The organism is Streptomyces wedmorensis (assembly GCF_000716445.1).
In the GTDB taxonomy this organism is placed as follows: Bacteria; Actinomycetota; Actinomycetes; order Streptomycetales; family Streptomycetaceae; genus Streptomyces; species Streptomyces wedmorensis.
In genome coordinates this window covers 62,755-87,748 of sequence record NZ_JNWK01000007.1, presented here as the reverse complement: position 1 = coordinate 87,748, position 24,994 = coordinate 62,755, and the positions used below count along the sequence as shown (strand labels likewise).

24 protein-coding genes are annotated in these 24,994 nt (G+C 72.0%); 9 read left to right on the top strand and 15 right to left on the bottom strand.

What is annotated here, in order from left to right; translation table 11 throughout:
• Positions 1–13: 13 nt before the first annotated feature.
• Together OO54_RS08110 and OO54_RS08105 are read right to left on the bottom strand one after the other, a co-directional pair.
• Positions 14–1,867 carry an outer membrane protein assembly factor BamB family protein gene (locus OO54_RS08110; RefSeq protein ID WP_033202152.1) on the bottom strand — a complete coding sequence of 618 codons (1,854 nt, stop codon included), beginning with the start codon at positions 1,865–1,867 and terminating at the stop codon, positions 14–16.
• Positions 1,868–1,979: 112 nt separating this feature from the next.
• Positions 1,980–3,785 (bottom strand): ABC-F family ATP-binding cassette domain-containing protein, encoded by a 1,806-nt coding sequence (locus tag OO54_RS08105; protein ID WP_033202151.1) that lies wholly within the window; start codon positions 3,783–3,785, stop codon positions 1,980–1,982.
• A gap of 93 nt (positions 3,786–3,878) precedes the next feature.
• Here OO54_RS08105 and OO54_RS08100 point away from each other — a divergent pair, with 93 nt between their 5' ends.
• Both OO54_RS08100 and OO54_RS08095 read left to right on the top strand, forming a co-directional pair.
• The gene (locus OO54_RS08100) at positions 3,879–4,151 is read left to right on the top strand and encodes a hypothetical protein (protein ID WP_033202150.1); all 273 of its coding nucleotides are present in this window, start codon (positions 3,879–3,881) and stop codon (positions 4,149–4,151) included.
• Positions 4,148–4,567 carry a PIN domain-containing protein gene (locus OO54_RS08095; protein ID WP_033202149.1) on the top strand — a complete coding sequence of 140 codons (420 nt, stop codon included), beginning with the start codon at positions 4,148–4,150 and terminating at the stop codon, positions 4,565–4,567. Before OO54_RS08100 ends, OO54_RS08095 begins: the two co-directional genes overlap by 4 nt.
• Here OO54_RS08095 and OO54_RS08090 read toward each other — a convergent pair.
• A complete protein-coding gene (locus OO54_RS08090) occupies positions 4,554–5,846 on the bottom strand; it encodes an acyltransferase family protein (protein ID WP_033202148.1) in 1,293 nt (430 codons plus the stop codon). The two genes, OO54_RS08095 and OO54_RS08090, sit on opposite strands and share 14 nt — an antisense overlap.
• A 239-nt stretch (positions 5,847–6,085) precedes the next feature.
• Here OO54_RS08090 and OO54_RS08085 point away from each other — a divergent pair, with 239 nt between their 5' ends.
• On the top strand, positions 6,086–7,060 hold the full coding sequence (locus tag OO54_RS08085; RefSeq protein ID WP_033202147.1) for an NHL repeat-containing protein: 975 nt from the start codon (positions 6,086–6,088) through the stop codon (positions 7,058–7,060).
• Here OO54_RS08085 and OO54_RS08080 read toward each other — a convergent pair.
• The 6 genes from OO54_RS08080 to rsmI form a co-directional block, all read right to left on the bottom strand.
• The gene (locus OO54_RS08080) at positions 7,057–7,995 is read right to left on the bottom strand and encodes a 4-(cytidine 5'-diphospho)-2-C-methyl-D-erythritol kinase (protein WP_051786794.1); all 939 of its coding nucleotides are present in this window, start codon (positions 7,993–7,995) and stop codon (positions 7,057–7,059) included. The genes OO54_RS08085 and OO54_RS08080 overlap by 4 nt on opposite strands.
• Before the next feature lie 14 nt (positions 7,996–8,009).
• Complete coding sequence (gene rsmA, locus OO54_RS08075; protein WP_033202146.1) at positions 8,010–8,882, bottom strand: 16S rRNA (adenine(1518)-N(6)/adenine(1519)-N(6))-dimethyltransferase RsmA; 873 nt, start codon at positions 8,880–8,882, stop codon at positions 8,010–8,012.
• Positions 8,883–8,913: 31 nt separating this feature from the next.
• Entirely contained in the window at positions 8,914–10,302 is a 1,389-nt protein-coding gene (locus tag OO54_RS08070) for a resuscitation-promoting factor (protein ID WP_037944316.1), read from the bottom strand.
• Between the two features lie 72 nt (positions 10,303–10,374).
• Entirely contained in the window at positions 10,375–11,244 is an 870-nt protein-coding gene (locus OO54_RS08065) for a TatD family hydrolase (protein WP_033202145.1), read from the bottom strand.
• Between the two features lie 41 nt (positions 11,245–11,285).
• Positions 11,286–11,705, bottom strand: a complete 420-nt coding sequence (locus OO54_RS08060) for a hypothetical protein (protein WP_017241129.1) — start codon at positions 11,703–11,705, stop codon at positions 11,286–11,288.
• Between the two features lie 137 nt (positions 11,706–11,842).
• Positions 11,843–12,730 carry a 16S rRNA (cytidine(1402)-2'-O)-methyltransferase gene (gene rsmI, locus OO54_RS08055; protein ID WP_200146787.1) on the bottom strand — a complete coding sequence of 296 codons (888 nt, stop codon included), beginning with the start codon at positions 12,728–12,730 and terminating at the stop codon, positions 11,843–11,845.
• Between the two features lie 52 nt (positions 12,731–12,782).
• Between rsmI and OO54_RS08050 the strand changes: the two genes are divergently transcribed.
• The 3 genes from OO54_RS08050 (at position 12,783) to OO54_RS43370 (ending at position 16,752) form a co-directional block, all read left to right on the top strand.
• Positions 12,783–14,525 carry a dolichyl-phosphate-mannose--protein mannosyltransferase gene (locus tag OO54_RS08050; protein ID WP_033202143.1) on the top strand — a complete coding sequence of 581 codons (1,743 nt, stop codon included), beginning with the start codon at positions 12,783–12,785 and terminating at the stop codon, positions 14,523–14,525.
• Positions 14,526–15,434: 909 nt separating this feature from the next.
• Positions 15,435–15,947, top strand: coding sequence for a YcxB family protein (locus tag OO54_RS08045; RefSeq protein WP_053194645.1), 513 nt, complete (start codon positions 15,435–15,437; stop codon positions 15,945–15,947).
• Positions 15,948–16,152: 205 nt separating this feature from the next.
• Positions 16,153–16,752: an NPCBM/NEW2 domain-containing protein gene (locus tag OO54_RS43370; RefSeq protein ID WP_157856438.1), complete on the top strand. Its 600-nt coding sequence runs from the start codon at positions 16,153–16,155 to the stop codon at positions 16,750–16,752.
• Positions 16,753–16,841: 89 nt separating this feature from the next.
• Here the strand turns inward: OO54_RS43370 and OO54_RS08040 are convergent, their stop codons facing one another.
• Both OO54_RS08040 and OO54_RS08035 read right to left on the bottom strand, forming a co-directional pair.
• Positions 16,842–19,037: an FG-GAP-like repeat-containing protein gene (locus tag OO54_RS08040; RefSeq protein WP_033202141.1), complete on the bottom strand. Its 2,196-nt coding sequence runs from the start codon at positions 19,035–19,037 to the stop codon at positions 16,842–16,844.
• A 119-nt stretch (positions 19,038–19,156) separates the two neighbouring features.
• Positions 19,157–19,720: a dihydrofolate reductase family protein gene (locus OO54_RS08035; protein ID WP_033202260.1), complete on the bottom strand. Its 564-nt coding sequence runs from the start codon at positions 19,718–19,720 to the stop codon at positions 19,157–19,159.
• A 122-nt stretch (positions 19,721–19,842) separates the two neighbouring features.
• On the opposite strand from OO54_RS08035, the gene OO54_RS08030 reads away from it, so the two are divergent.
• The 3 genes from OO54_RS08030 (at position 19,843) to OO54_RS08020 (ending at position 22,953) form a co-directional block, all read left to right on the top strand.
• The gene (locus OO54_RS08030; protein WP_078905095.1) at positions 19,843–21,486 is read left to right on the top strand and encodes a penicillin-binding transpeptidase domain-containing protein; all 1,644 of its coding nucleotides are present in this window, start codon (positions 19,843–19,845) and stop codon (positions 21,484–21,486) included.
• 121 nt (positions 21,487–21,607) lie between these two features.
• Positions 21,608–22,105 (top strand): YbaK/EbsC family protein, encoded by a 498-nt coding sequence (locus OO54_RS08025; protein ID WP_033202140.1) that lies wholly within the window; start codon positions 21,608–21,610, stop codon positions 22,103–22,105.
• Positions 22,102–22,953, top strand: a complete 852-nt coding sequence (locus OO54_RS08020; RefSeq protein WP_033202139.1) for an EamA family transporter — start codon at positions 22,102–22,104, stop codon at positions 22,951–22,953. Before OO54_RS08025 ends, OO54_RS08020 begins: the two co-directional genes overlap by 4 nt.
• 35 nt (positions 22,954–22,988) lie before the next feature.
• Here the strand turns inward: OO54_RS08020 and OO54_RS08015 are convergent, their stop codons facing one another.
• The 4 genes from OO54_RS08015 to OO54_RS08000 all read right to left on the bottom strand — a co-directional run bounded on the left by OO54_RS08015 (position 22,989) and on the right by OO54_RS08000 (position 24,957).
• Positions 22,989–23,234, bottom strand: coding sequence for a DUF7848 domain-containing protein (locus OO54_RS08015; RefSeq protein ID WP_033202258.1), 246 nt, complete (start codon positions 23,232–23,234; stop codon positions 22,989–22,991).
• A gap of 133 nt (positions 23,235–23,367) precedes the next feature.
• Complete coding sequence (locus OO54_RS08010) at positions 23,368–23,955, bottom strand: pyridoxamine 5'-phosphate oxidase family protein (RefSeq protein ID WP_033202138.1); 588 nt, start codon at positions 23,953–23,955, stop codon at positions 23,368–23,370.
• 34 nt (positions 23,956–23,989) lie between these two features.
• Positions 23,990–24,334 carry a hypothetical protein gene (locus tag OO54_RS08005; protein ID WP_033202137.1) on the bottom strand — a complete coding sequence of 115 codons (345 nt, stop codon included), beginning with the start codon at positions 24,332–24,334 and terminating at the stop codon, positions 23,990–23,992.
• A complete protein-coding gene (locus tag OO54_RS08000) occupies positions 24,331–24,957 on the bottom strand; it encodes an RNA polymerase sigma factor (RefSeq protein WP_033202136.1) in 627 nt (208 codons plus the stop codon). Before OO54_RS08000 ends, OO54_RS08005 begins: the two co-directional genes overlap by 4 nt.
• Positions 24,958–24,994: the final 37 nt, after the last annotated feature.

Here is a 24,994-nt window from a genome sequence, read left to right as displayed (position 1 = left end):
CGGTCCGTGTACCTCACTTGCTGAAGGCCATCATCGTCTTGACCTGCATCTCGTCCTTGTCGTTGGACGCCGACACACGGCCGCTCGCCACCACGAAGGTGCCACTGCCGTAGGCGTACCCCGCGCTGTAGAAGCTGCCCTCGACGTCGGAAGCCGAGACCGGGTGCTGGAGCACGATCTTCGGCGCGCCGCCGGTCGGAGCGAGGGTGGCGACGGCGCCGCCCTGGTCGTACAAGGGGGTCACGTACATCAGGACGTCGGGGCCCTCCATGCGCAGCGGCTTCACCGAGCGCCCCTCGGGCGCCTTGGAGCGCCACTTGGCCTTGCCGGTCCGCAGGTCGAAGGCGACGACCTCGTTCGTCTTGCCGTAGCCGCCCTCGGTCGCCATGTAGAAGGTGTTCGCGTCGGCGGCGACTCCGGTGCAGCCCTGGAGGTTCTTGCCGAAGATGACGAAGCTGCCGCCGCAGTCGGGCGCGAACTTGTCCGTGCCGCCCTGGATCTGCGAGCGGAGCTTGCCGTTGGCGTCGAGCGCGAAGACGGTCCACTTCTTCTGCTCGCGCTGGGTGGCGGAGACGACGAGCGGGTCCACCGAGTAGACCTTGTCGACCTCCCAGTTCGCCTCCAGCTGGAAGGTGAACCTGGGCTTGCCGGTGTTGGGGTCGACCTGGCCGACCGCCTGGAGCTTCTTGCCGGTGCTGCCGGACGGGCAGTCCATGGCGGCGATCAGCTTGCTGCCGCCCGCGTATGCGAAGGGCTTGCAGCCGGTGGTGGCGCCCTTGAAGAGCTGCCGGCCGTCGGCGAGCGAGAAGCCGTACGCGCTGCTGGTGCCGGCCGCGGTGACCGTGTTGCCGCTGATGGCCAGGGTGTTGTCGGAGAACGCGAAGAAGCCGGTGGCCTTGGGCACCGCCTTCTTCCAGCCGGCCTTGCCGGTCTTCAGGTCGATCTTCTGGAGCTCGGTGCACTTGGCGCCGTCCTTGGCGCTCTCGGCGTACCCGAACACCATCGAGCCGTCGGCGGCCGGCTGCGGCGGGGCCGCGCACAGCTCGAACGGCAGGTCGACGTGCCACTTGCGCTTGCCGTCGCTCAGGGAGTAACCGTCGACGCCCTTGTACATGGCCTTGACGACGGTGTCGCCGACGATCCACGGGCCGAACACGTCGGAGCCGTTGCGGGGCAGGTCGACGTCGTTCTTGAGCAGCCAGCTGACCTTGGCGTCGCCGGGCTTGCGGTCCGCGTTGAGGTCGTCGCCGCCGTCCCGGCCGTCGCCGGAGCCGTCGCCCTGGTCCACCGACTCGGTGGGCTTGGGAGCGGCCGACGTGGAGGCGCTGGTGGTCGGTCCGGCGATCGGACCCTCGTCGTCCCCGCCGGAGACGACGGCCCAGGTCGTGACGGCGGCGACCAGGACGGCGCCGGCGGCCACGGCCGCGACGAGACCGGTCCGGCCCTTGAGACCTCCGCCGGAGGCGGGCGGCGGGGTGGGGGCGCCCTGGTACATCGGCTGGGTGGGGTAGCCGCCGTAAGGGTTCTGCGACTGGCCCTGCTGCGGGTAGCCGTAGGGCTGCTGCTGACCGTACGGGCCGGGCTGCTGACCGTACGGACCCGGCGCGGCGGGCTGACCCGGCTGCTGGCCGTACGGACCCGGCGCGGCGGGCTGACCCGGCTGCTGGCCCGGCGCCTGCGGGTAGCCGTACCCCGGCTGGGCCGGCTGGCCGTACGGACCCGGCGCGGCGGGCGGCGGGGTCTGCGGCGCCGACGGTGCCTGCGGCGGGACCGGCGGCACCGGCGGCATGGCCGGGTTCGGGCCCTGGGCCGGGTCCTGAGGGGCTCCGAAGCCCCCCGGCGGTTGGTTGCTGGGCGGCTGGGTCATCAGCGGTTCCCCCTTGACGTGAGCGGGTTTTCTTTCTACCACTCACGCGATGGCGCAAAAGCGACCGGTCCGCCCCTTGTGCCCAAGGGAGGACCGGCCTGTGATGCCCTCGTTATGCGTCCTCGGCCAGTTCGAGCCAGCGCATCTCCAATTCCTCGCGCTCCCCCGCGAGTTCCCGAAGCTCCGCGTCGAGCTTCGCGACCCTCTCGAAATCGGTGGCGTTGTCGGCGATCTGCGCGTGCAGCTTCGCCTCCTTCTCGGAGAGCTTGTCGAGCTGCCGCTCGACCTTCTGCAGCTCCTTCTTGGCGGCGCGCGCGTCCGCGGCGGAGACACCGGGCTTCGCCTGCGCGGGCGCGGCGGCGGGCGCCGGGACGGACGCCTCGATCATCCGCTGACGCCGCTCCAGGTACTCGTCGATGCCGCGCGGCAGCATCCGCAGGGTCTGGTCGCCGAGCAGCGCGAACGTCTTGTCGGTGGTGCGCTCGATGAAGAACCGGTCGTGGGAGATGACGACCATGGAGCCCGGCCAGCCGTCGAGGAGGTCCTCCAGCTGGGTGAGGGTCTCGATGTCGAGGTCGTTGGTGGGCTCGTCGAGGAAGAGGACGTTGGGCTCGTCCATCAGCAGGCGCAGCAGCTGGAGGCGGCGGCGCTCGCCACCGGAGAGGTCGCCGACCGGCGTCCACTGCTTCTCCTTGGAGAAGCCGAACTGCTCGCACAGCTGCCCGGCCGTCATCTCGCGGCCCTTGCCCAGGTCGACGCGGTCGCGGATCTGCTGCACGGCCTCCAGGACGCGCAGGGTGCCCGGGAGTTCGGTGACGTCCTGGGAGAGATAGGCGAGCCGGACGGTCTTGCCGACGATGACCCTCCCGGCGGCGGGCTGCTTCTCGCCCTCGCTGACGGCCGCGTCGGCGAGCGCGCGCAGGAGTGAGGTCTTGCCCGCGCCGTTGACGCCGACGAGGCCGACGCGGTCGCCGGGGCCGAGCTGCCAGGTGAGGTGCTTGAGCAGCTCCTTGGGACCGGCGGTGACGCTCACGTCCTCCAGGTCGAAGACCGTCTTGCCGAGGCGGGCGTTCGCGAACTTCATCAGCTCGCTGGTGTCGCGCGGCGGCGGCACGTCGGCGATCAGCTCGTTGGCCGCCTCGATGCGGTAGCGCGGCTTGGAGGTGCGGGCGGGGGCGCCGCGCCGCAGCCAGGCCAGCTCCTTGCGCATCAGGTTCTGCCGCTTGGTCTCCTCCGTGGCGGCGCGGCGCTCGCGCTCGGCGCGGGCGAAGACGTAGTCGGAGTAGCCGCCCTCGTACTCGTGGACGTCACCGCGCTGCACGTCCCACATGCGGGTGCAGACCTGGTCGAGGAACCAGCGGTCGTGGGTGACGCAGACGAGCGCCGAGCGGCGCGTCTGGAGGTGCTGGGCGAGCCAGGAGATGCCCTCGACGTCGAGGTGGTTGGTGGGCTCGTCGAGGACGATGAGGTCCTGGTCCTCGATGAGGAGCCTGGCGAGCGCGATGCGCCGCCGCTCGCCGCCGGAGAGCGGGCCGATGACGGTGTCGAGCCCGTTCTCGAAGCCGGGCAGGTCCAGGCCGCCGAAGAGCCCGGTGAGCACGTCGCGGATCTTGGCGCTGCCGGCCCACTCGTGGTCGGCCATGACGCCGATGACCTCGTGCCGGATGGTGGCCTTCGGGTCGAGCGAGTCGTGCTGGGTGAGGACGCCGAGGCGGAGCCCGCCGCTGTGGGTGATCCGGCCGGTGTCGGCCTCCTCCAGCTTCGCCAGCATCCGGATGAGGGTGGTCTTGCCGTCGCCGTTGCGGCCCACGACCCCGATCCGGTCCCCTTCGGAGACGCCGAGCGAGACGCCGTCGAGCAGGGCACGGGTGCCGTACACCTTGCTGACTGCCTCGACATTGACCAGGTTGACGGCCACGTTGACTCCTGTACGGGGGATCGATCGACGTCCCAGGGTACGTCGCCGGGCTCTCCCCACCCGACGGGTAGCATCAGCAGTAGCATGAGGAGCATGAGCGAGCCCACTCGGAAGTACTCGATCAGCATGCCGCAGGACGTCGCGGAGGCGGCACGCGCGCGCGGCGGTCCTTCCGGTCTTTCGGCGTACGTCGCCGCGGCGGTCGCCCGCCAGATCGAGCGGGACAACCTCAACGAGCTCATCGCCGTCGCCGAGGCCGAGCACGGGCCGGTCACGGACGAGGACATCCAGGCGAAGCGCGAGCAGCTGCGGCGTGCACGTGAGGAACAGGGCACCGCGGCATCCGGCGAGGCGAGTGCGGCGTGACACCGCCCCGTCCCGAGGCCGCCCCCGGCGGGACCCTGGTGCTCGACGGCGAAGGACTCGCCAAGGCCGCTCTGCGCGACCGCCAGGTCACGGACTGGCTCGCGGTGGCCCGCGCCGAAGACCTGCGGGTCGTGACGAGCGCGGCCACCCTGGTGGAGGTGATGCACCCCCGGATCAACCGGGCCGCCCTGGAGTGGACGCTGTCCCGCCTCGTCGTCGAACCCGTGACCGACGCCGTCGCCCGTCAGGCGGCGGCGCTGCTCGCCGAGGCGGGTCTGCACGGCAACAAGTACGCGATCGACGCGATGGTCGCCGCGACGGCCATCGGGGCGCCCGGCCCCGTCACCGTGCTGACCTCGGACCCGGAGGATCTTCTGGCCCTCTGTCGGGGCCGCGCGACCGTCATCGCGATCTGAGCCGCCCGGCCCGCTCCACCAGCAGCCACCCCACGAGCGCGAGACCCACGGCCGCCGGCGCCGTGACGGGGACGGCGATCAGGGTCGCCGCGTGCCCCTCCAGGAGTCCCGCGAAGCCCGTCAGGGACAGGCCCAGGACGCCGAAGAGCGCGAGGGTGATGCCGAGGGCCGCGAGCGGGCCGCCCTCGTCGGTCGCCGGGGCGGCCGGGGCGGGCGCCTCGAAGCGGCGGAAGACCGCGACGAGCAGCGCCGTCAGCAGGGCCGCCACCGCGAACCGCAGCGGGACCTGCGCCCACCAGGCGCCCGAGGCCGGGACCGGAAGGCCGACACCGAGCCCGAGCATCGCCCCGTACACCCCGAGCATCGCCGTCAGGTGCCACAGGAACGCCGTCATCGCGATCCCGTTGGCCGCGACCACCGTCCGCCACACCCCGGCCCGCGCGACGAACCGCGCCCCCGGCCCCTTCAGGAGCTCGACCGCGCCGACCAGCCACAGGCCGTGGCAGAGCAGGGCGAGCGTCGGAGGCGCCATGTTCGACACCTTCTCGCCGGGCATCCCCACCATCGACAGCGGATACGGTCCCAGGGCCACCAGCGCCGTGGCCCCGACCAGGCCCGCACCCGCGAGGAGCGCCGGGCGGCGGATCATCCCGTCGGCGCGCAGGAAGCCGAGCTGGTGCACGGCCAGCCACACGAACGCGAAGTTCAGGAACTCCACGAACGGCACGTCCGCCGCGAACCGCAACACGTCCACGAGGACCGCGCCGCCCGCGAGCGCGCCGAACGCGCCCCAGCCCCACCGCTCGTGCGCCCGCAGCAGCGGCGGGGTGAACGCCACCATCGCCAGGTAGATCCCGATGAACCACAGCGGCTGCGTGACCAGCCGCAGCGCCACCCCCGCGAGCCCGCCGTCGGCCCCGGCGAGCTGGAGCACGAGCGCGGCGGCCCCCCACACCCCGACGAACACCATCGTCGGCCGCAGCAGCCGCTGGAGCCGGGCGCGCAGGAACTCCGCGTACCGCGGACGCGACCGGTGGGCCAGGGCGTGCGAGAAGCCGCCGACGAAGAAGAACACCGGCATCACCTGGAACACCCAGGTCACCACCTGGAGTTCCGGCACGACCGCGAGCAGGTTCCCCACCTGCCCGTCACCGGTGACCGCCGCCATCAGCCAGTGCCCGAGCACCACCACCCCCAGCGAGGCGACCCGCAGCAGATCGACGTACCGGTCCCGCGTCGCAGGCGTCGCGGCCGCGAGTTCACGCGCACTCATTCCCATGCCCGCACGGTCCCGCGCCCGCCCGGTCCCCCGTCAGGGCGCGGATACTCAACCCGGCGGATGAGTACCGGCCCGGGCCGACGACCGGACACCGCGCGCGGGCCGCGGGGCCGGGCGCCCCGCGCTGCCAACCGGGCCCATGCCGTCGGCCACGCGGGCGACCTCCCGGCCGGGGCTGCCCCCACCCCGAACCGACGGCCCGCCATGTTCTTCTCACACCCCCCACCCGAGGAGAGACCATGAAGAGACGCCCACGCCTCGTCGCCGTCGCCACCGCAACCGTCGCCCTCGCCCTGATCGCCGCGGGCCCCGCCTCGGGCGGCGACCCGACCGTGTCCGATCCGCGCGTCGTCGCCCACTTCGACTTCGCCGCCGGCCAGACCGCGGAGAACATCGCCCTCGAACCCGACGGCTCCGCCGACATCACCTTCGCCAACTCCCACCAGGTCGCCCGCGTCACCAAGGACGGCGACACGACGATCCTCGCCACCCTGCCCGAGGTGCCGGACGGTCAGACACCCGTCGGCGGGCCCGTCCTCCTCGGCATCGCCCGCGCCCACGACGGCACCCTGTACGTCACCTACACCACCGGCAAGGCGGAGACGGGCGTCTGGCGCATCGCACCCGGCGGCGGCGAGCCGGAGCAGATCGGGTTCTTCCCCGCGGACGCCTTCCCCAACGGGCTCGCCCTCGACGAGAAGTGCGGCACCCTCTACACCGCCGACACGCGCCTCGGCAGGGTGTGGAGCCTCCCCGTGACCGGCGGCACGCCCACCGTCTGGGCGACCGGGGCCGCACTCGAACCCACCGCTGAGATCCCCTTCGGCGCCAACGGCCTCAAGGTCCACAACGGTGCCGTCTGGGTCTCCAACACCGCCCGGGCCACGCTGCTGCGCATCCCGATCGGCCACGGTCCCGACCACGCCGCCGGCCCGATCGAGACCCGGGCGACCGGGCTCACGTTCATCGACGACTTCGCCTTCACCGGACACGGCGACACGGTCCTCGCCGCGCTGATCATGGACGACAAGGTGGAGCTCGTACGGCCCGACGGCACCCACAAGACCGTGCTCACCCAGGCGGACGGGCTCGACAACCCGACCTCGATCGCGGTGCGCGCCAAGACCGTCTACGTGAACAGCGCGGCCTTCTTCAACACGGAGGACCCCGACCCGAACCTGCTCCTGGCCAAGATCTCCAAGAACAAGCGCTAGAGGACCGACGCGCCCGGTGCCGGGGAGGTCGCCGGGCGCGCCGTGCGGCAGGTGCCCGAGGCGATCAGGGCGGCGGCGACGGTCTCGGCGGCCTCCGCGTCCTTCACGAGGAAGGCGGTCGTCGGGCCGGAGCCGGAGACCAGCGCGGCGAGGGCGCCCGCCTCGGTGCCGGCCGCGAGGGTCGCGGCGAGCGAGGGGCGCAGCGAGAGCGCCGGGGCCTGGAGGTCGTTGGCGAGGGCGCCCGCGAGGGCGGTGGTGTCGCCGGTGCGCAGGGCGTCCAGGAGCACCGGGGACGCGGTCGGCTCGGGGATCTCCACGCCCTCCGCGAGCCGGTCGAACTCGCGGAACACCGTCGGCGTCGAAAGGCCGCCGTCGGCGACCGCGAACACCCAGTGGAACGTCCCGCCGACCGGCAGCTCCGTCAGCTTCTCCCCCCGGCCCGTGCCGAGCGCCGCCCCGCCCACGAGGCTGAACGGCACGTCGGAGCCCAGCTCCGCGCAGATCTCCAGGAGCTCCTCGCGCGAGGAACCGAGGCCCCAGAGGGCGTCGCACGCGAGCAGCGCGCCCGCGCCGTCGGCGCTGCCGCCGGCCATGCCGCCGGCGACCGGGATGTCCTTGGCGATGTGCAGGTGCACGTCCGGCGAGATGCCGTGCCGGGCCGCGAGCAGCTCGGCGGCCCGCGCGGCCAGGTTCGTGCGGTCCAGCGGCACCTTGTCGGCGTCCGGGCCCTCGCACGTGATCGTCAGCGCGGCGGCGGGCGTCGCGGTCACCTCGTCGAACAGCGAGACGGCGAGGAAGACGTTGGCCAGGTCGTGGAAGCCGTCGGGCCGTGCCGCCCCGACCGCCAGCTGCGCGTTCACCTTGGCGGGGACGCGCACGGTGACGGGGCCGCCGCTCGCCTCCGTACCGCGACCGGCCTCCGTACCGCCGCTCACGCCCGTACCGCCGCTCACGCCTTGGCCTCGGCGATCCGGGCGAACTCCTCGACCGTCAGCGACTCGCCGCGCGCCTGCGGCGAGATGCCGGCCTTCACGAGGGCCTCCTCGGCCGCGGCGGGCGAGCCCGCCCAGGTGGCGAGGGCGGCGCGGAGGGTCTTGCGGCGCTGGGCGAAGGCCGCGTCGACGACCGCGAAGACCTCCTGGCGGGAGGCGGTGGTGGCCAGCGGCTCGGTGCGGCGGACGAGGGACACGAGGCCGGAGTCGACGTTGGGCGCGGGCCAGAAGACGTTGCGGCCGATGGAGCCGGCCCGCTTCACCTCGGCGTACCAGTTCGCCTTGACCGACGGGACGCCGTACACCTTGTTGCCCGGCTTCGCGGCGAGCCGGTCGGCGACCTCGGCCTGGACCATGACGAGGGTCCGCTCGATGGTCGGGAACCGCTCCAGCATGTGGAGCAGGACCGGCACGGCCACGTTGTACGGCAGGTTGGCGACGAGCGCGGTCGGCGCCGGGCCCGGCAGCTCCTGGACGTGCATCGCGTCGGAGTGGACGAGCGCGAAGCGGTCGGCGCGGGCCGGCATGCGGGCCCGGATCGTGGCGGGCAGCGCGGCGGCGAGCACGTCGTCGATCTCGACGGCCGTCACCCGGTCCGCGGCCTCCAGGAGCGCCAGGGTGAGGGAGCCGAGTCCGGGACCCACCTCCACGACCACGTCGTCGGGCCGCACCTCGGCCGTGCGGACGATCCGCCGGACGGTGTTGGCGTCGATGACGAAGTTCTGGCCCTTCTGCTTCGTGGGGCGCACGCCGAGGGCGGCGGCCAGCTCACGGATGTCGGCGGGGCCGAGGAGGGCGTCGGGGCTTTCGGGGCCGGTGGTGGTGCTCACCGGTACAGCCTAGGCCAGGAGTGGACCCGGCTCACCGGTACAGCCGTCGGCCGCAGTGGGGCCAGGGGCTCGCGCCCCGGGACACGTAGAGCTTCTTCGCCCGGAACGTCTGCTCGGCGGCGGGCGCGTTCTGGGCGACTCCGCTGCCGCCGAGGGAGCGCCAGGTGCCGGGGTCGAACTGGTAGAGGCCGCCGTACGTTCCCGAGGGGTCGACGGCGTTCGGGCGACCGCCGGACTCGCAGGCGGCGAGCGCGCCCCAGTCGAGCCCGTCGGCGCCGGCGACGGACGTGGGCAGCGACCGGGTGCCGATCCGCACCTTGCGGCTGACCGGCTCGCGGACGATCTCCTCGCCGGTCCTGCGCGGCCTCTGCCTCACGCCGTTGACCGTGCGGAGGCTGTACGTGACGCGGCGGACGCCCGGGACGCCCTGCCGCTCGACGGTCTCGGTGCCGGCGAAGAGCTCCGGGTCGCGGACCCGCTCGACGGCGTACGGGATCGCCTCCTCCCGCACCTGCCGGGAGCCGGTGATCCGCAGCACGTTGACCGTCTGGCCGTCGCGCGGGAACGCGCCGGGCGCCACGGACGTCGTGTCCTGGCCCGACAGGGTGATCCCGGCCTCGACGAGCGCCTCCCGGACGGTGGCGGCGTTCGTCCGGACGGTCCGCTCGCGCCCGTCGGCGAGGAACGTGATCGTCCGCTCGGTCCGCACGTCGAGGGCCAGGCCCTGCCGGGAGATCGGCGCCGCGCGGGACACGGAGAGGTACGCGCCCTCCGCGCGGACCCCGAGCTGCCGCAGCGCCCCCTCGACGGTCCGCGCGGTCGTCCATACCTGGCGGCGCTGCCCGTCGAGGGTGAGGGCGACCGGGCGGCCGTACCGGACGACGATCTCGTCGCCGCTGGCGAGCGCCTCGCCGGGCGCGGGGGCCACGATGTCGTGCGGTCCGACGCTCAGGCCCTCGTCCGCGAGGAGCTCGTCGACCTCGTCCGCGAAGGTGTGGAGGGTGCGCGGAACGCCGTCGACGGAGAGCCGGACCGCCTTGTCGTCGGCGACGAAGGCGCTGGTGCCGCCGGCGAGGAACGCGACGACGAGGGCCTGCGGGACCAGCCGTCGCAGGCCGTCACCGGCTCCCCCGGACGCCTTGCGGCGCCGGGCCGCCCGCCGGGAACCGGCCCGGGAGCCCTGCCCCGGGACGGCGCCGGGCACGGGCCCTGCCGCCGCACCGGCCGCCGCACCCGCCGCGGGACCGGCCGCCGGACGGGCCGCCGCACCCGCCGCGGGCCAGGGCCCGCGCCCGCTCTCCGGGCCGCTCTCCGGCCGTGCCTCCGGCATGACGAGGGGTGCCGCCTGGGTCGGCTGCTCGTGCACGGACAGGGTCGCGCCCCGCCGCCCGGCTCGGTGACTGCCCTGGGAAGTACTCACGAGGCCCGGACCCTAGCCCCGACCTTCGTCACTCTCCCGAACGACCCGACTACGACACGTAACCGTTATGGATCAGTAATCGAAGGCGCGGGCCGTGTTCACGGCGATCGCCTCCGCGAGCTCGTTCTCGCCGATCCCCCGCACCCGGGCCATCGCCCGGACGGTGACGGGGATCAGATAGGGGGCGTTCGGCCGGCCGCGGAAGGGCGCCGGGGTCAGGAAGGGGGCGTCGGTCTCGACGAGGACGAGCTCCAGCGGGGCGACGGCGAGCGCGTCGCGCAGCGGCTGGGCGTTCTTGAAGGTGACGTTCCCGGCGAAGGACATGTAGTAGCCCTTGGCGGCGCAGATCTCGGCCATGGCCGCGTCGCCGGAGTAGCAGTGGAAGACGGTCCGCTCCGGGGCGCCCTCCTCGTCCAGGACACGCAGCACGTCGGCGTGCGCCTCCCGGTCGTGGATCACCAGCGCCTTGCCGTGCCGCTTGGCGATCTCGATGTGGGCGCGGAAGGAACGCTCCTGCGCGGCGATGCCGTCCGGTCCCGTACGGAAGAAGTCGAGGCCGGTCTCGCCGACGCCGCGCACGTACGGCAGCGCGGCGAGGCGGTCGATCTCGGCGAGCGCGTCGTCGAGGGCCGCGTCGCCGCCGCCCTCACGGGCACCCTGCCGCGACCAGCCGTCGGGGTCCCCGAGGACGATCCTGGGCGCCTCGTTGGGGTGCAGGGCCACGGCCGCGTGCACGTTCTCGTGGGCGGCGGCCGTCTCCGCGGCCCACTGGGAGCCCTTCACGTCGCAGCCGACCTGCACGACCGTCGTCACGCCGACGGCGGCGGCCTTCACCAGCGCCTCCTCGACGGTCCCCGACTGCATGTCCAGGTGGGTGTGCGAGTCCGCGACCTCCACGAGGAGGGGTTCGGGCAGCGGCGGCGGGGCGTCCTTGGCACTCATGGCCCGATCGTACGAGGGCCATGAGCACCACCGCCAAGGCGCTACTTGTTGTGGCGGAAAGGATGCAGCAGGTCCGACAGGTGCCAGTGGTGCGGCACCGGCGGCTTCTCGGGGACGTCCTCGGTCAGTTCCTGCCCGATCGGCCCCGCCGGCGAGACGGGCTTCGTCGCCCGCGCCCCGTGCTGGTGCCTCTCGGTCGCGGCGATCAGGTCGAGCACCGACGACACCTGCCCCGCACGCATGATCCGGACGACGTGGCCGCCGCAGTTCATGCACGTGGGACTGGACAGCGGTGACGGAACCCGCTCCCCGTCGGCCTTGTAGACGACGAACTCGTGGCCGGCGGCGTCGACGTGGTGCTCGATGTCGTACGCCTGCTCCCAGCCGTATCCACAGCGCATGCAGGCGAAGGCGTACGCCTCATGGGCGACGGATATGCCGGTGCCGGTGATCTCGCTCATGCCAGCTCCTCTCCACTGACAGTGGACGCCTTTTCGGGCCGGAGCGCATCAGCGCGGGACGAACCATGGAAGGCTTTTGGCTCTTCCCTTGCCAAGCGCCCAAGGAAACGTCCCGGCGCCGGGTTCGGCTTTGCCTTTCAGATTAGTCCTTTACCTTTTCCGGGGCCCGACCCGTCCGCGTTCTTTGCCGCGACCACCGCATCGAACACCTCCCGCTTGGGAAGTCCCGCGTCGGCCGCGACGGCGGCGATGGCCTCCTTGCGGCGCTCCCCCGCCTCCTCGCGCACCCGCACCCTGCGCACCAGCTCCTCGGCGTCGAGCTCGGCGGGCCCGGTCTCCGGGGCGCCTTCGACGACGACGGTGATCTCGCCGCGGACGCCTTCGGCGGCCCAGGCGGCGAGTTCGGCGAGGGGGCCGCGCTTGACCTCCTCGTAGGTCTTGGTCAGCTCGCGGCAGACGGCGGCGCGGCGCTCGGCGCCGAAGACCTCGGCCATGGCGGCGAGGGTGTCGTCGAGCCGGTGCGGGGCCTCGAAGTAGACGAGGGTGCGGCGTTCGTCGGCGACCTCTCGGAGCCGCCCGAGGCGCTCGCCCGCCTTGCGGGGGAGGAAGCCCTCGAAGCAGAAGCGGTCGACGGGCAGACCGGAGAGGGCGAGCGCGGTGAGGACGGCGGACGGGCCGGGGACGGCCGTCACCTTGATGTCCTGCTCGACGGCGGCGGCGACGAGCCGGTAGCCGGGGTCCGAGACGGACGGCATGCCGGCGTCGGTCACGAGGAGCACGCGGGCGCCGCCGACCAGCGCCTCGACCAGCTCCGGCGTACGGGCGGACTCGTTCCCCTCGAAGTAGGAGACGACCCGGCCCGAGGTGTGGATGCCCAGCGCCCGGGTCAGTCCGCGCAGCCTCCGGGTGTCCTCGGCGGCCACGATGTCCGCGTTCTCCAGTTCGGTGGCGAGTCGGGGCGGAGCGTCCGCGATGTCACCGATGGGGGTCCCTGCGAGTACCAGCGTTCCTGTCACACGCACCATCCTCCCAGCCCGGACAGGCGACGCGCACAGGCGCGTTCCCTACGATGGCGCGGTGACCAGTACCGCACCCGAGACCCTGGAGGGCCGGCACGCCGTGGCAGAGCCCTCTTCGTGGCAGCAGCGGCTGCGGCGTTTCGGCTACGTGCCGCCCGCCGGAAGCACCGCACCCATCGGGCTGCGGGAGCGGCTCGTCCCGTCGTACACCCGCCCCTCCGAGCGCGTGTGGTCGCTGCTCGGCCTCGGCCCGGGGCCGGCCGAGCGGCTCTGGCGGCTGATGGCCTGGGGCGGTCCGCTGCTGGTCACGGCGGTCGCCGGCCTGCTGCGGTTCTGGAACCTGGGCAAGCCGCACGCGGTGATATTCGACGAGACGTACTACGCCAAGGACTCCTGGGCCCTGATCAACCAGGGGTACGAGGGCGCCTGGCCGAAGGACATCGACAAGACGATCCTGACCGACCCGGGCGCGGTCCTCGTCCCGACCGATCCCGGGTACGTCGTCCACCCGCCGATGGGCAAGTGGGTGATCGGCGTCGGCGAGAAGCTGTTCGGCTTCGAGCCGTTCGGCTGGCGCTTCATGGTGGCGCTGCTGGGCACGCTGTCGGTGCTGATGCTGTGCCGGATCGGCCGCCGGCTGTTCCGCTCGACGTTCCTGGGCTGCCTGGCCGGCCTGCTGCTGGCCGTCGACGGGCTGCACTTCGTGATGAGCCGCACCGCGCTCCTCGACCAGGTGCTGATGTTCTTCGTCCTCGCGGCCTTCGGCTGTCTCGTCCTGGACCGCGACCGGACCCGGTCGCGGCTCGCCGGCGCGCTCCCGGAGGACGAGGAGGGCGTGCTACGCCCGGACGCGGAGATCGCGGAGTCCCTGCGCCTGGGCTGGCGGCCGTGGCGCGTCGCGGCGGGCGTCTCCCTCGGCCTGGCGGCCGCGACCAAGTGGAACGGCCTGTACGTGATGGTCGCCTTCGGTCTGATGACCGTCCTGTGGGACGTCGCGGGCCGCCGCACCGCCGGCGCCGTCCGCCCGCACCTCGCCGTCCTGAAGAAGGACCTGGTCCCGGCGTTCGTGTCGGTCGTCCCGGTGGCCCTCGCCACCTACCTGGCGACCTGGAGCGGCTGGCTCGCCTCCGACAAGGGGTACTTCCGCCACTGGGCCACCGACCACGACAAGCTGACGGGCGGCGGTATTTGGGGCTGGCTGCCGGACTGGCTGCGCAGCCTCTGGCACTACGAGTCCGAGGTGTACACCTTCCACGTCGGCCTGACCTCGCCGCACACCTACCAGTCGAACCCCTGGTCCTGGATCGTGCTCGGCCGCCCCGTCTCGTACTTCTACGAGTCCCCCGCGCCCGGCACCAACGGCTGCCCCGTCACCGCGAAGGAGAAGTGCGCCCAGGAGGTGCTCGCCCTCGGCACCCCGCTCCTCTGGTGGGCCGCCGGCTTCGCCGTCCTCTACATCCTCTGGCGCTGGGCCTTCCGCCGCGACTGGCGCGCGGGGGCCATCGCCTGCGGCATCGCGGCCGGCTGGCTCCCCTGGTTCCTCTACCAGGAACGCACCATCTTCTATTTCTACGCCGTCGTCTTCGTGCCCTTCCTCTGTCTCGCCGTCGCCATGATGATCGGCGCCCTCGTCGGCCCCCGAGGCTCATCCGAAAGACGCCGCACATTCGGCGCGGTGGCCGCCGGCTGCCTCGTCCTGCTCATCGTCTGGAATTTCATCTACTTCTGGCCCATCTACACCGGCACCCCCATTCCACTGGACCAGTGGAGAAACCGGATGTGGCTCGACACCTGGGTTTAGCGGGGGAATTACAGCGAGAGGGCGCGACCGGCGGTCGCGCCCTCTTGGTTGTTGTCGATGGCTGTGAGTGGGCTCTGGCGACCCCTCGACGGCCCACAGACGGCCCCGCGCCCTGGCCTCCGATACCGCCGTCTCATCGCCACCCCACCGGTACGATCCGACCCGACTGTCATGACGAGGAGGGCGGGGCATGGACAGGTAGCGCGAGGACGATTACGGCCCACACAGCTATGACTACGGGCTCTCCTACGAGCCTGACCCCTTTGCTCCGCCGGGCCCCATCGACGATCCCGACTCATGGGAACTCGACTTCCGGGAAGAAGACCCGAACGAGGATCACGTTGAAGCAACGTGGGAGCAGGCTTTCCGCGAGGGGCACATCACCCGCGAACAGCTCGCCCAACGGCACCGCCTCCGCGAGCAGCCATCGGCTCCGATGCCTCGCCGGGACCCGGCAGTGTTCCGGCGGGCGATCGAGAACGTTCAAAGGAAGCTCGCTGACCCCAACTCGCCTCCGGAGGAACGAGCCCTGCAGGAGCGGATTCTGGGCCGGCTGCAGGAAGACCTCCGAGCCGCAGAGACCGAGTAGCTAGAAGGGCCGCCTTCAGCGGACGACTCTCAGGCGCCTCTGTCCAGTGTTGCTCGGATGGTTCGGCGACATCACGGGAACTGCCTACTGCCTACTGCCCAACGCGCTGGTCAGATTGCTTGCCTTGTCGCTTGTCGCATCCCTGGTCAGCGGCCCTGTTGGCGCGTTCGGGTGCCACCTAAAGGCCCGGACAACAAGACAAGCGACAAGCCGCACCGCGTCGGCCGCCCGCGCCTGACGCAACAGCGACTCTGCGCAGTGTGCCCTCAGACCATCGTTACGTCCCGCTGCTCAGGAGCGGACGGGTAGGCTCCGCGCTCGTGAGCGACATACGCCAGACCTCCTTCACCGTGTCCGGTGCACTGACCCGCGATGAGTTCAACGAAGCTGTCAAAGCCGTTGGATTGTTTCGACGGATGTGGCTCATCGTCTTCGTCGGTTCGGCATTGATCGCTTTCCAGAGCGTGTCACTCTCAGCAGACGGCGGCTCTGTGCGCCCTGTGCCTCTTGGTGTCGCAGTGGTCTTCATAGCTGTCTGGCTGGGGATCGTGCGGGTGCTGACCACTCGGTACTACCGAGCCGGCCACGCCTCGGAGGAGAAGCAGACCACAGCGGACGACACCGGCATCACCGTGTCCCGGAGTGACGAGACTCGGCAGATGGCGTGGCGCGAGCTCAGCCGCTATCGCGAGACGACTCGGCTCCATGTGCTCGTCGGGCGCAGGGGCAGGAAGGCGTGCCTGCTGGTGGTGCCCAAGCGTCTGTTCGGTCGGCCCGATGAGAGTGAGCTCTTCAGCACCTTCCTCAGCAACCAGGTAGGTCGCCGCCACTAGACCTGGCGGACGCTATTTACAACTTGGCTGATACTCACAACAACTCACAGGAGTAGCTAGCACGCTCAGGCGCGAGCCCTGGTCAACCCCGGGGCCCGCGACCTACAGACCTTCGACACACCCGCACATTTGCGTCCCCCGCCAACCAAAAGAAATCCCAGATACTTATCGAATGGCAAGGAATCAACGGCTGCACTCGTGGCTGATGACGACTGCCGCCGTTGTAACCATCATCGGCGGAATCGTGGGTATTATCATCGGTCTCCGGTCGTGCGACCCGGGGCCGGGGCCGGGGCCGGGTACGACTACAAAGGCCAACCCCGTCACCGAAACCCCTCCGTCGACGGAATCAAACCCCGTCTCACCAGCCACAACCCCGCCCTCTTCGGCAGCGCGGGAGACGAAATATCTGGTCGACATGGAGCCGTTGAGCACCACCTACGGCGTGGACTCGGGATCCGTGGAGCTGCGCGGCGAGACGCTACCTCAAAGCATTTCCCTCCGAGTCGACAAGAATTCTCTCCCAGCCAATGAGGCCGAGTACAATCTTGGCGGCCAATGGGAAATCTTTGATGCAACCATCGGTGTCACCGACACTTCCCCTACGGGAGGGCGCCTGACATTTGAAGTTCTCGGCGACGGTCGCACTTTGCGTAAAGTCGAGCTAGCCAAGGGGAGCCCCGCCAAGGTCCACCTCGAAGTGTCGGGAATGCAGACTTTGAAGTTGAAAGTGCGATTCACCGCAGGTGAGTACTACAATGACTATTCTTATGGAGCTTGGGGAGACGCCAGACTCACCAGGTAATTCGAAATTAATTGCCCCGCGCCATCAACCAGCAGGGCAGCGAAGAGGGCGCGACCGGCGGTCGCGCCCTCTGTCGTGCGGGGGGGGGATCAGAACACGAGGTCCGAGGAGGTGACCGGTTCGAGGTACGTCGCCTCGGCGGGGCGGAAGGCGGCCTTCCAGTCGCCGGTGCCCTTGTAGAGGGTCGAGGAGTAGTAGGCCGCGCCGATGCCGATGAGGTCGGGGCGGCCGTCGCCGTCGGTGTCGCCGGAGCCGATGAGCGCGCCGAAGGCGTTCCAGCCGGCGCCGATGCGGGTGCGGGGGGCGAAGGTGCCGTCGCCCTTGCCGAGGTACTGCCAGAGGACGCCGTCCTTGTCGCGGGCGACGAGGTCGCCGGCGGTGCCGCCGGCGATGTTGCCGACGGCGGCGAGCTCGTTGTAGACGCCCCAGCCGGTGCCGATCTGCTTGCGGGCTCCGAAGGGGGCGTTGGCGTTGCCGGTGCCGGGGTAGAGCCAGAGGCCGCCGGACCTGTCGGTGGCGACGGCGTCGGGGCGGCCGTCGTTGGTGAGGTCGCTGCCGACCGCGATCCTGTCGTAGATCTGCCAGCCGGTGCCGACCTTGACGCGGGTGCCGAAGGAGCCCACGCCGTTGCCCGGGTACAGCCAGAGCACGCCGGTCTTCTCGCGGGCCAGGATGTCGCCGGCCGGGGAGCCGCCGAGGTCGCCGGTGGCCTCGATGCGGTCGTAGATGTTCCAGCCGGAACCGAGGAGCGCCTTGGGCTCGCCCTCGTGGACGCCCGCCTGCTCGTTGATCGGGCGGTAGAAGAGGTCGGTGCGCCACAGGCGGCCGGCGGAGTCCCGGGTGAGCAGGTCCGGGGTGCCGTTGTCGTTGAAGTCGTGCGGCGCGGTCTTGCGGACGACCTTGAAGGTGCCCTTGCTGACGGCGTCCGGTCCGATGCCGTTGTCCGGACGGGCGACGATCTCCCAGGTGAAGTCGCCGTTGTGGACCTCTTCGTCCCAGTTGTTGTCCTGCCAGCCGAACACCGCCTCCGTGGTCCCGCAGCACGGGGTGGAGGTCTGGGTCTTCCCGGTGCGTACGTGGCGCACGGTGACCGTCGCGTTCCCCATCTCCCGGGACAGGCTCCACCGGAAGGTGAACCCGTCGTTCGTGTCGAGGTCGAGGACCGCCGGGGGAACGGCGACGTTCGTGACGACGAGCTCGGTGGGCTCGCCGGTCGTCGCGACCTTCTCGACGCCCGGGGTCTCGCCGCCCGTGTCCGCGACCCGGTACAAGCCCTCGCCCTGCCCGATGATGCCGCCGCGCGCGTAGAGGCTGCCGTCGGGAGCGGGCGCGAGCCCCCATGCGTGGTCGAGCAGCTTCACCGACTTCTTGGTGACGAAGTTGTAGGCGGTGAGGGGGACGTGCACGCTGGGCTGGCTGAAGGACATGCCTCCCATCTGCCCGTACACGACCCAGTCACCGACCAGGGCGACGTGGAAGTAGCCCGACGAGGGCACTTGGGCGACCGGGACCTCCTGGACGGCGCCGGTGGCGAGGTCCGCGACGAAGACCTGCGGCGGCCGGTCCGTCGCCTCGCCCACGGCCCAGGCGGTGTGCGTGTCGGACACCGCCTCGAAGCCGAACGTCCGCTCGCGGATGTCGCCGACGGTGCCGGTAGCGAGATCGATCAGGGCCCACTTGGCCACCGAGCCCTGGAGGAAGCCGACCTTGGCGTGCTCGGGAGTGGCCGGCGTGACCTCGACGGAGATCGCGTCCGAGGGGAGGCCGGTCACCGTCGCGCTGGGGACCGCCCTGCTGTGCTTGCGGAGCACCGTGCCCGTCTCGGTCACGACGGTCGTGAAGACGGCGTCGGCCGCCGAGCCGACGTACTTCGCACCGTCCGTCGTCGCCGCCCCGACGAAGACCCCCATGGAGTCGTTCGTGCTCAGGTTCGTCTGCGTGATCTTGTTCGTCTCCCGCCGGACGAGGTAGTCGGTGGTCCTCGTCGACCGCAGGGTGGCGTGGTACGCGTACGTCTGCCCGGAACCGTCCGCGTACCGACGCCACGTCAGGGTGTTGTCGGGAGCGGCCGTGAGGAAGCCGGACACCCCGGCTCCCATCAGCCGGCCGTTCACGGGGTACGGGATCGGGTCGGCGGTGGTGGTCGCCGGGGTCGCCGTGAGGACCCCGCTCGCCACCGGAACGGCGTGCGCGGGGGCGGTCAGCGCGCTCGCGCCGAGGGTGACGGCGAGGACGGTGGTGACGGCGGCGGCGAGCCGGCGTCGGGGCGGACGGGCCAGGGGCACGTGTCATTCCTCCCGGAGGCATCAGGCGCACCATGCGCCTCATGGGTAAGACTTCCTGGAGGGCGAAAGGTTGTGCGGCTCGGGGTCGGGTGTTCCCAAGTGCCGCTCGGCGACAGGCCTTAGGGCGCTGTGCGGCGGACGCGGAAGCGGAGGACCGTGACGGCGCCCGAGCGCGTGGAGGAGAGCGGTTCCAGGTCGGTGCCGGGGAGGCCCGGGGGCAGGAGGCGGACGCCGTCGCCGAGGAGGACCGGCAGGACGTACACGAGGAGTTCGTCGACGAGGCCGCGGCGCAGGCACTGGGCGGCGACGTCGGAGCCGAGGATCTCCAGGTCCTTGCCGCCCGCGGCGGCGCGCGCCGTGGCGACCGCCCGGGCGATGTCGCCGGTGAGGACGGTGACCGCCGGGTCGGGCGGATCCGGCGGCCGGTGGGTGAGGAGGAAGAGGGGTCCGGCGAAGGGGTAGTCGGTGCTGTCGGGGCGTTCGGCCTTCATGCGCGCGCCCACGTCGTAGGTCCGGCGGCCGACGAGCATGGCGCCGGTGGCCGCCGCGTTCGCCGCGAGCTCGTCGGGCGGCACGGCGTCGATGATCCAGTCCATGTCGTCGTCGGGACCGGCGACGAAGCCGTCCAGTGACATCGCCCTGTTCACGACCACCTTGCCGCTGCCGGTGCGCGTCTCGCTCATGCCGTTCACCCGTCCCGTGGTGTGCTCCCTGAGGCAAGTGTGACGGGAATGGCGATAGTTGCTCGACACATCGGAAGGGACACGCTTGACTGGACGGCCACCTGGGGAGGGGAGGCGCAGCCATGCGCAGTGGGGCCAAGGTCGCGATCGTCGGAGGCGTGTTCGCGGTGGTGGCGAGCGGGGTCGGTTACGGGGGCTACAACCTCTGGAACGGCCTCACGGGCGGCGGATCGGACATCGGTACGAGGGCCGACGCCGCACCGAGGACGGGACCGGTGACGGCCGACGAGGTGACGTCGACCGCGCGGGACTTCCTGGCGGCCTGGGCGGCCGGCGAGTCGGACCGGGCGGCGCAGCTGACGAACGACCCGGTCGCGGTGGGCCCCGCCGTCCTCGGCTTCCGGGAGGGCGCGAGCGTCTCCGAGGCCACCATCACGCCGGGGACGCCGGTCGGGTCGAAGGTGCCGTTCACGGTGGCGGCGACGGTCACCTTCGAGGGCGTCTCCAAGCCCTGGTCGTACGCGTCCGAGCTGACCGTCGTCCGCGGCGAGACCACTGGCCGGCCGCTGGTCAGGTGGCTGCCGTCGGTGCTGCACCCGAAGCTCACCACCGACGGCACCCTGCGCACCGGCGTCGCGTCGACCGCCTCCGTCAAGGCCGTCGACCGCGACGGCAAGGAGCTGACGGCGGAGAAGTACCCCTCGCTCGGGCCGGTCCTCGACGAACTGCGCGAGCGGTACGGGGCGAAGGCCGGCGGCACGTCCGGCGTCGAGACCTGGATCGACTCCGGCAGCTCGACCGTTCCCGACACCACCCTCCTGGTGCTGACCAAGGGCAGGCCGGGCGTCCTGGAGACGACCATCGACGCCGACGTGCAGGCGGCCGCCGAGAAGGCGGTCAAGGCGTACGGCACGGCGGCGGTGGCCGCGATCGAGCCGTCCACCGGCGCGATACGGGCCGTCGCCAACAGCCCGGCCGGCGGCTTCAACACGGCCTTCCGGGGCAAGCAGGCGCCGGGCTCGACGATGAAGATCGTCACGGCGGCGATGATGATGCAGCGGGGCCTGGCGGGGCCCGGCAGCCGGGTCGAGTGTCCGTCCACCGTCCCCTGGTACGGCTACACCTTCCACAACCTCGACGACTTCGAGATCACCGGCGGCACGCTGACCGACGCCTTCGCCCGCTCCTGCAACACCGCCTTCATCAAGGCGGTCAAGCCGCTCAGCGAGAAGGACGAGGAGAACACCGCGCTGGGCGAGACCGCCCGCCGCTCCTTCGGCATCGGCCTGAACTGGAAGATCGGCATCCCGACGACGGACGGCAGCGTGCCGGAGTCGCAGGGCGTGGAGACGGCCGCCTCGTACATCGGCCAGGGCAAGATCACGATGAACGCCCTGAACGTCGCCTCGCTCTCCGCGACCGTCAAGAACGGCGGCTTCCTCCAGCCCTACCTGGTGGCGCGGGAGCTCGACGACCGCGAGTTCGCCAAGGCCGAGCGGCTCTCCCCCGAGGTCGCCTCGGGCCTGCTCCGGATGATGAAGGCGGCCGCGACGAGCCCGCGCGGCACCGCGACCGGGGTGATGGCCGGCGTCCCCTCTCCCAAGGGCGCCAAGACCGGCTCCGCCGAGGTCGGCGACCAGGCCACCTCCAACAGCTGGTTCACCGGCTACTCCGGCGACCTCGCGGCCGCCGCGGTCGTCGAGGCCGGCGGCCACGGCGGCGACGCGGCCGGGCCGGTGGTCGCCCGGGTCCTGAAGGCGGGCTGACCCGCGACGGTCGACGGGCCGGGCGGGGCGGTGGGCAGGCGGGTTGGCGGGGGGCGCGGGTCGGCGTCCGGAACGCGGAACCAGGTCGCGTGCCCCGTACACCGACCGCTAGCGTGCCGTTATGACGACCGCTGACGACGCCACCGCCCTCGCGCATCCGCAGTTCGCCGCAGCCCTGAGGGAATTGGACCTCGACGTCGAGATCCGCCGGTTCCCGGACGAGACCCGCACCGCCCAGCAGGCCGCCGACGCCATCGGCTGCCGGGCCGCCGAGATCGTGAAGTCGCTGATCTTCGCGGCCGACGGGGTGCCGGTGCTCGTCCTGATGGACGGGGCGTCGCGGGTCGACGTCGAGCGGGTGCGGGAGGAGCTGGGCGCCGGGAAGGTCACCCGGGCCGACGCCAAGGTGGTGCGCGAGACCACCGGGTACGCGATCGGGGGCGTGCCGCCCTTCGGCCACCGGACGCGGACCCGGGTCCTCGCCGACCGGGGCATCCTCGAACACGACGTGGTGTGGGCGGCGGCGGGCACCCCGCACACGGTCTTCGCGCTCGACCCGAAGACGCTGGTGGCCCACGCCGGCGGCACCCTGGTCGACGTCCGCGAGCCCTCGGCGTGACCCCGCTCGTCACCCTCGCCGTCCTCGTCGCCGCCGTCACCCACGCCAGCTGGAACGCGATCGCCCACGGCATCAAGGACCAGCTGCTCTCCTTCACGCTGATCTCAGGCGGCGGCGCGCTGATCGGCGTGGCCGCGGCCTTCTTCGCGCCGCTGCCGGCGGCCGGCGCCTGGCCGTTCCTGATCGCCTCCGCGCTCCTGCACGTCGGCTACTACGCCCTGTTGATGCGCTCGTTCACGCTGGGCGACTTCGGCCAGATGTACCCGATCGCGCGCGGGTCGGCCCCGCTCGTCGTGACCGCCCTGGCGGCCCTGTTCCTCGACGAGGTCCCCGGCGGCTGGCAGCTCCTCGGCGTGGCCGTGGCCTGCGCGGGCCTGACCGGCCTCGCCCTCTGGGGCATCCGCGGCAAGGACACCCGCCCGCACTGGCCGGCCCTCCTCGCCGCGGGCGCCACGGGTCTGTCGATCGCCCTCTACACGGTCGTCGACGGCGTCGGCGTCCGCGCCTCCGGCACCCCGCTCGGCTACGTCGCCTGGCTGATGATCATGGAGGGCCTGGCGATCCCGGCGTACGCCCTCTGGACCCGCCGCGCCGCCCTGGTGCCGCAGCTCCGCCCGTACGCGGCCCGGGGCCTGCTCGGCGCCGCCCTGTCCGTCGCGGCGTACGGCCTGATCCTCTGGGCCCAGACGAAGGCCCCGCTCGCCCCGATCGCCGCGCTGCGCGAGTCCTCCATCATCGTGGGCGCCGCCATCGGCGCCCTCTTCTTCAAGGAGCGCTTCGGCGGCCCTCGGATCGCGGCCGCGGGCCTGATGGTGGTGGGCATCAGCCTGATGCTGCGCGCGGGCTGACCCGCCGCGCCGCCGACGTGGGCCGGTCCCGCCCGTCAGCCGCCGGCCTCGGCCGCCGTGCCGTCGCACGAGGCGCGGAAGAAGTCGGTGCGGATGCGACGGAAGCCCGTATGGCCGGTCTCCTGCGCGTGGGCCAGGCACCATAAGGCGGGGCCGCGTCCGTCGTCCGCCGGGCCGGAGCCGTCCAGGCACGTGGTGCACTCCGCCTCGGTGATCGGCCCGCTGCCGGAACGGTCGCTCCGCAGCGCCCAGAGCTTCGGCCGCCGACCGCCTCTCGGCACGACCCCGGCCACCCGAGTCGCCGCCGTCCCCTCATGCCCCATCCGACTCCCCCTCCACGGCAAGCTCCGCCCCCACCAGCTTTCCCGCCGGGAGCCGCCCGCAGACACCCCACTTCGCGCTGGGGGAGGTCGTTCAGAAGTCGCTTGGCGGCAGGGGGAGCGGCAGGCCGGGGAGGCCGTCGATGCTCTGGGCGATGTGCTCCTTCTTGGCGAAGTAGGCGCTGAGGGAGGCGTCGTCCTCGCGCGCGAAGCGCTTGCCGTGCAGGTCGCGGTCCTCGTCGTACGACATGAAGGGGACCCCGTATCCGCAGGAGTCGCGGACGAGTTCGGCCGTGACCACGATGATCGCGCGCAGGCCGTGCAGGGACGGGTCGATGTCCGGGAAGTGCCCGAGCAGTTCCTTGAAGCGCGGGTCGTCGCGGAAGACGGGCTCGCCCCGGCCGTGCACGCGGACGATGTTGGGCGGTCCCTGGAAGGCGCACCACATCACCGTGATCCGGCCGTTCTCCCGCAGGTGGGCGACGGTCTCCGCGGTGCTGCCGGCGAAGTCGAGGTAGGCGATCCGGTGCTCGTCGAGCACCGCGAAGGAGCCCTTGAGCCCCTTGGGGGAGAGATTGACCGTGCCGTCGCCGTCCAGCGGGGCGGTCGCGGTGAAGAAAATCGGCTGCTCTTCGATGAAGGTGCGCAGCCGGCCGTCTATGCGCTCGTAAGTCTTTCCCATGTCTAAGGATTATGTAAGCAAAACCTTCGCCTGTCTAACGACTTTCCGGCGGTGGTCCCCCGGCCTGGGGCGTGACCGAAGGGGTCGCCGGACCCGGGGGCGGGGTCGCCGGTCGGGGTTCGCCGACGGCCGGGGTGCGGGCCGGCGGGACGGGCACCGGGTGCACGGGGGTGCCCGGGGTCAGGGCGAGGAAGTAGACGGCCGCCGCCGCGGCGGCGGCCGTGCCGAGGGTCGCGAGGACCAGGCCGTACACCCGGCGGGTGCCCCAGGCGCGGCCCCGGGGAGGGGCGGCGGGACGGAGGTCGTGGGGCGTGACGAGGGACGCGCGGGCGACGAAGGCGGCCCGGAGGCGGGCCTCGGTGGTGGGGTGGTCGGTCATCGTGACGTCGCCTCCAGCAGTCTCTCCAGCGCGTCGAGGGCGCGGCTCGCGGTGGACTTGACGGTGCCCCGGGAGAGGCCGAGCGTCTGGGCGATCTGGACCTCGGTCAGTTCGGACCAGTAGCGCAGGACGAGGACCTCGCGCTGCCGGTGGGTGAGCCGGGCCAGCGCGTCGAGGACGTGGCGGTGCTCCTCGGCGAGCAGCAGGGCCTCGTCGACGGGCGGGCCGGCGCCCTGGTGCGGCGGGGTGTACGCGCGGGCGGTCCGCCGGCGGCGCAGGACGGAACGGGCCGCGTTGACGACGGCGGTGTGCAGGTACGCCCCGGGGTCGTCGAGGCCCGCGAGCGACGTCCCGTACGTACGGCAGACGGAGGCGAAGGCGTCCTGGACGACGTCCTCCGCCGTGTGCAGGTCGTCCACCAGGAACAGCGCGAGCCGCACCATGTCCACCCGCCGTGCCCGGTACAACTCGGTCAGCGTGGGGGGCCGTTCGTCCTCGTGCACCGCCGGCAGCACGCGCAGGTGCCGGCCCGGCCGGACCACCGGCACGTCCTCGGCTCCCGACACGCGGGCGAGCAGGCGGGACCACCACGACGGGGGCGCTGCGGGTATCGCGTACTGCATGGGCCTCGTTCCAGGGGATCGGGGGCGGGCGGGCGGA

Coding starts and splice junctions, on each gene's coding strand:
- OO54_RS08110 (WP_033202152.1), bottom strand. CDS start 1,867: ATGACCCAGCCGCCCAGCAACCAACCGCCGGGGGGCTTCGGAGCCCCT.
- OO54_RS08000 (WP_033202136.1), bottom strand. CDS start 24,957: ATGCAGTACGCGATACCCGCAGCGCCCCCGTCGTGGTGGTCCCGCCTG.
- OO54_RS43370 (WP_157856438.1), top strand. CDS start 16,153: ATGACGACTGCCGCCGTTGTAACCATCATCGGCGGAATCGTGGGTATT.
- OO54_RS08025 (WP_033202140.1), top strand. CDS start 21,608: ATGACGACCGCTGACGACGCCACCGCCCTCGCGCATCCGCAGTTCGCC.
- OO54_RS08060 (WP_017241129.1), bottom strand. CDS start 11,705: ATGAGCGAGATCACCGGCACCGGCATATCCGTCGCCCATGAGGCGTAC.
- OO54_RS08005 (WP_033202137.1), bottom strand. CDS start 24,334: ATGACCGACCACCCCACCACCGAGGCCCGCCTCCGGGCCGCCTTCGTC.
- rsmI (WP_200146787.1), bottom strand. CDS start 12,730: ATGGTGCGTGTGACAGGAACGCTGGTACTCGCAGGGACCCCCATCGGT.
- OO54_RS08090 (WP_033202148.1), bottom strand. CDS start 5,846: ATGGGAATGAGTGCGCGTGAACTCGCGGCCGCGACGCCTGCGACGCGG.
- OO54_RS08035 (WP_033202260.1), bottom strand. CDS start 19,720: ATGAGCGAGACGCGCACCGGCAGCGGCAAGGTGGTCGTGAACAGGGCG.
- OO54_RS08065 (WP_033202145.1), bottom strand. CDS start 11,244: ATGAGTGCCAAGGACGCCCCGCCGCCGCTGCCCGAACCCCTCCTCGTG.
- OO54_RS08010 (WP_033202138.1), bottom strand. CDS start 23,955: ATGGGAAAGACTTACGAGCGCATAGACGGCCGGCTGCGCACCTTCATC.
- OO54_RS08100 (WP_033202150.1), top strand. CDS start 3,879: ATGAGCGAGCCCACTCGGAAGTACTCGATCAGCATGCCGCAGGACGTC.
- OO54_RS08085 (WP_033202147.1), top strand. CDS start 6,086: ATGAAGAGACGCCCACGCCTCGTCGCCGTCGCCACCGCAACCGTCGCC.
- OO54_RS08030 (WP_078905095.1), top strand. CDS start 19,843: ATGCGCAGTGGGGCCAAGGTCGCGATCGTCGGAGGCGTGTTCGCGGTG.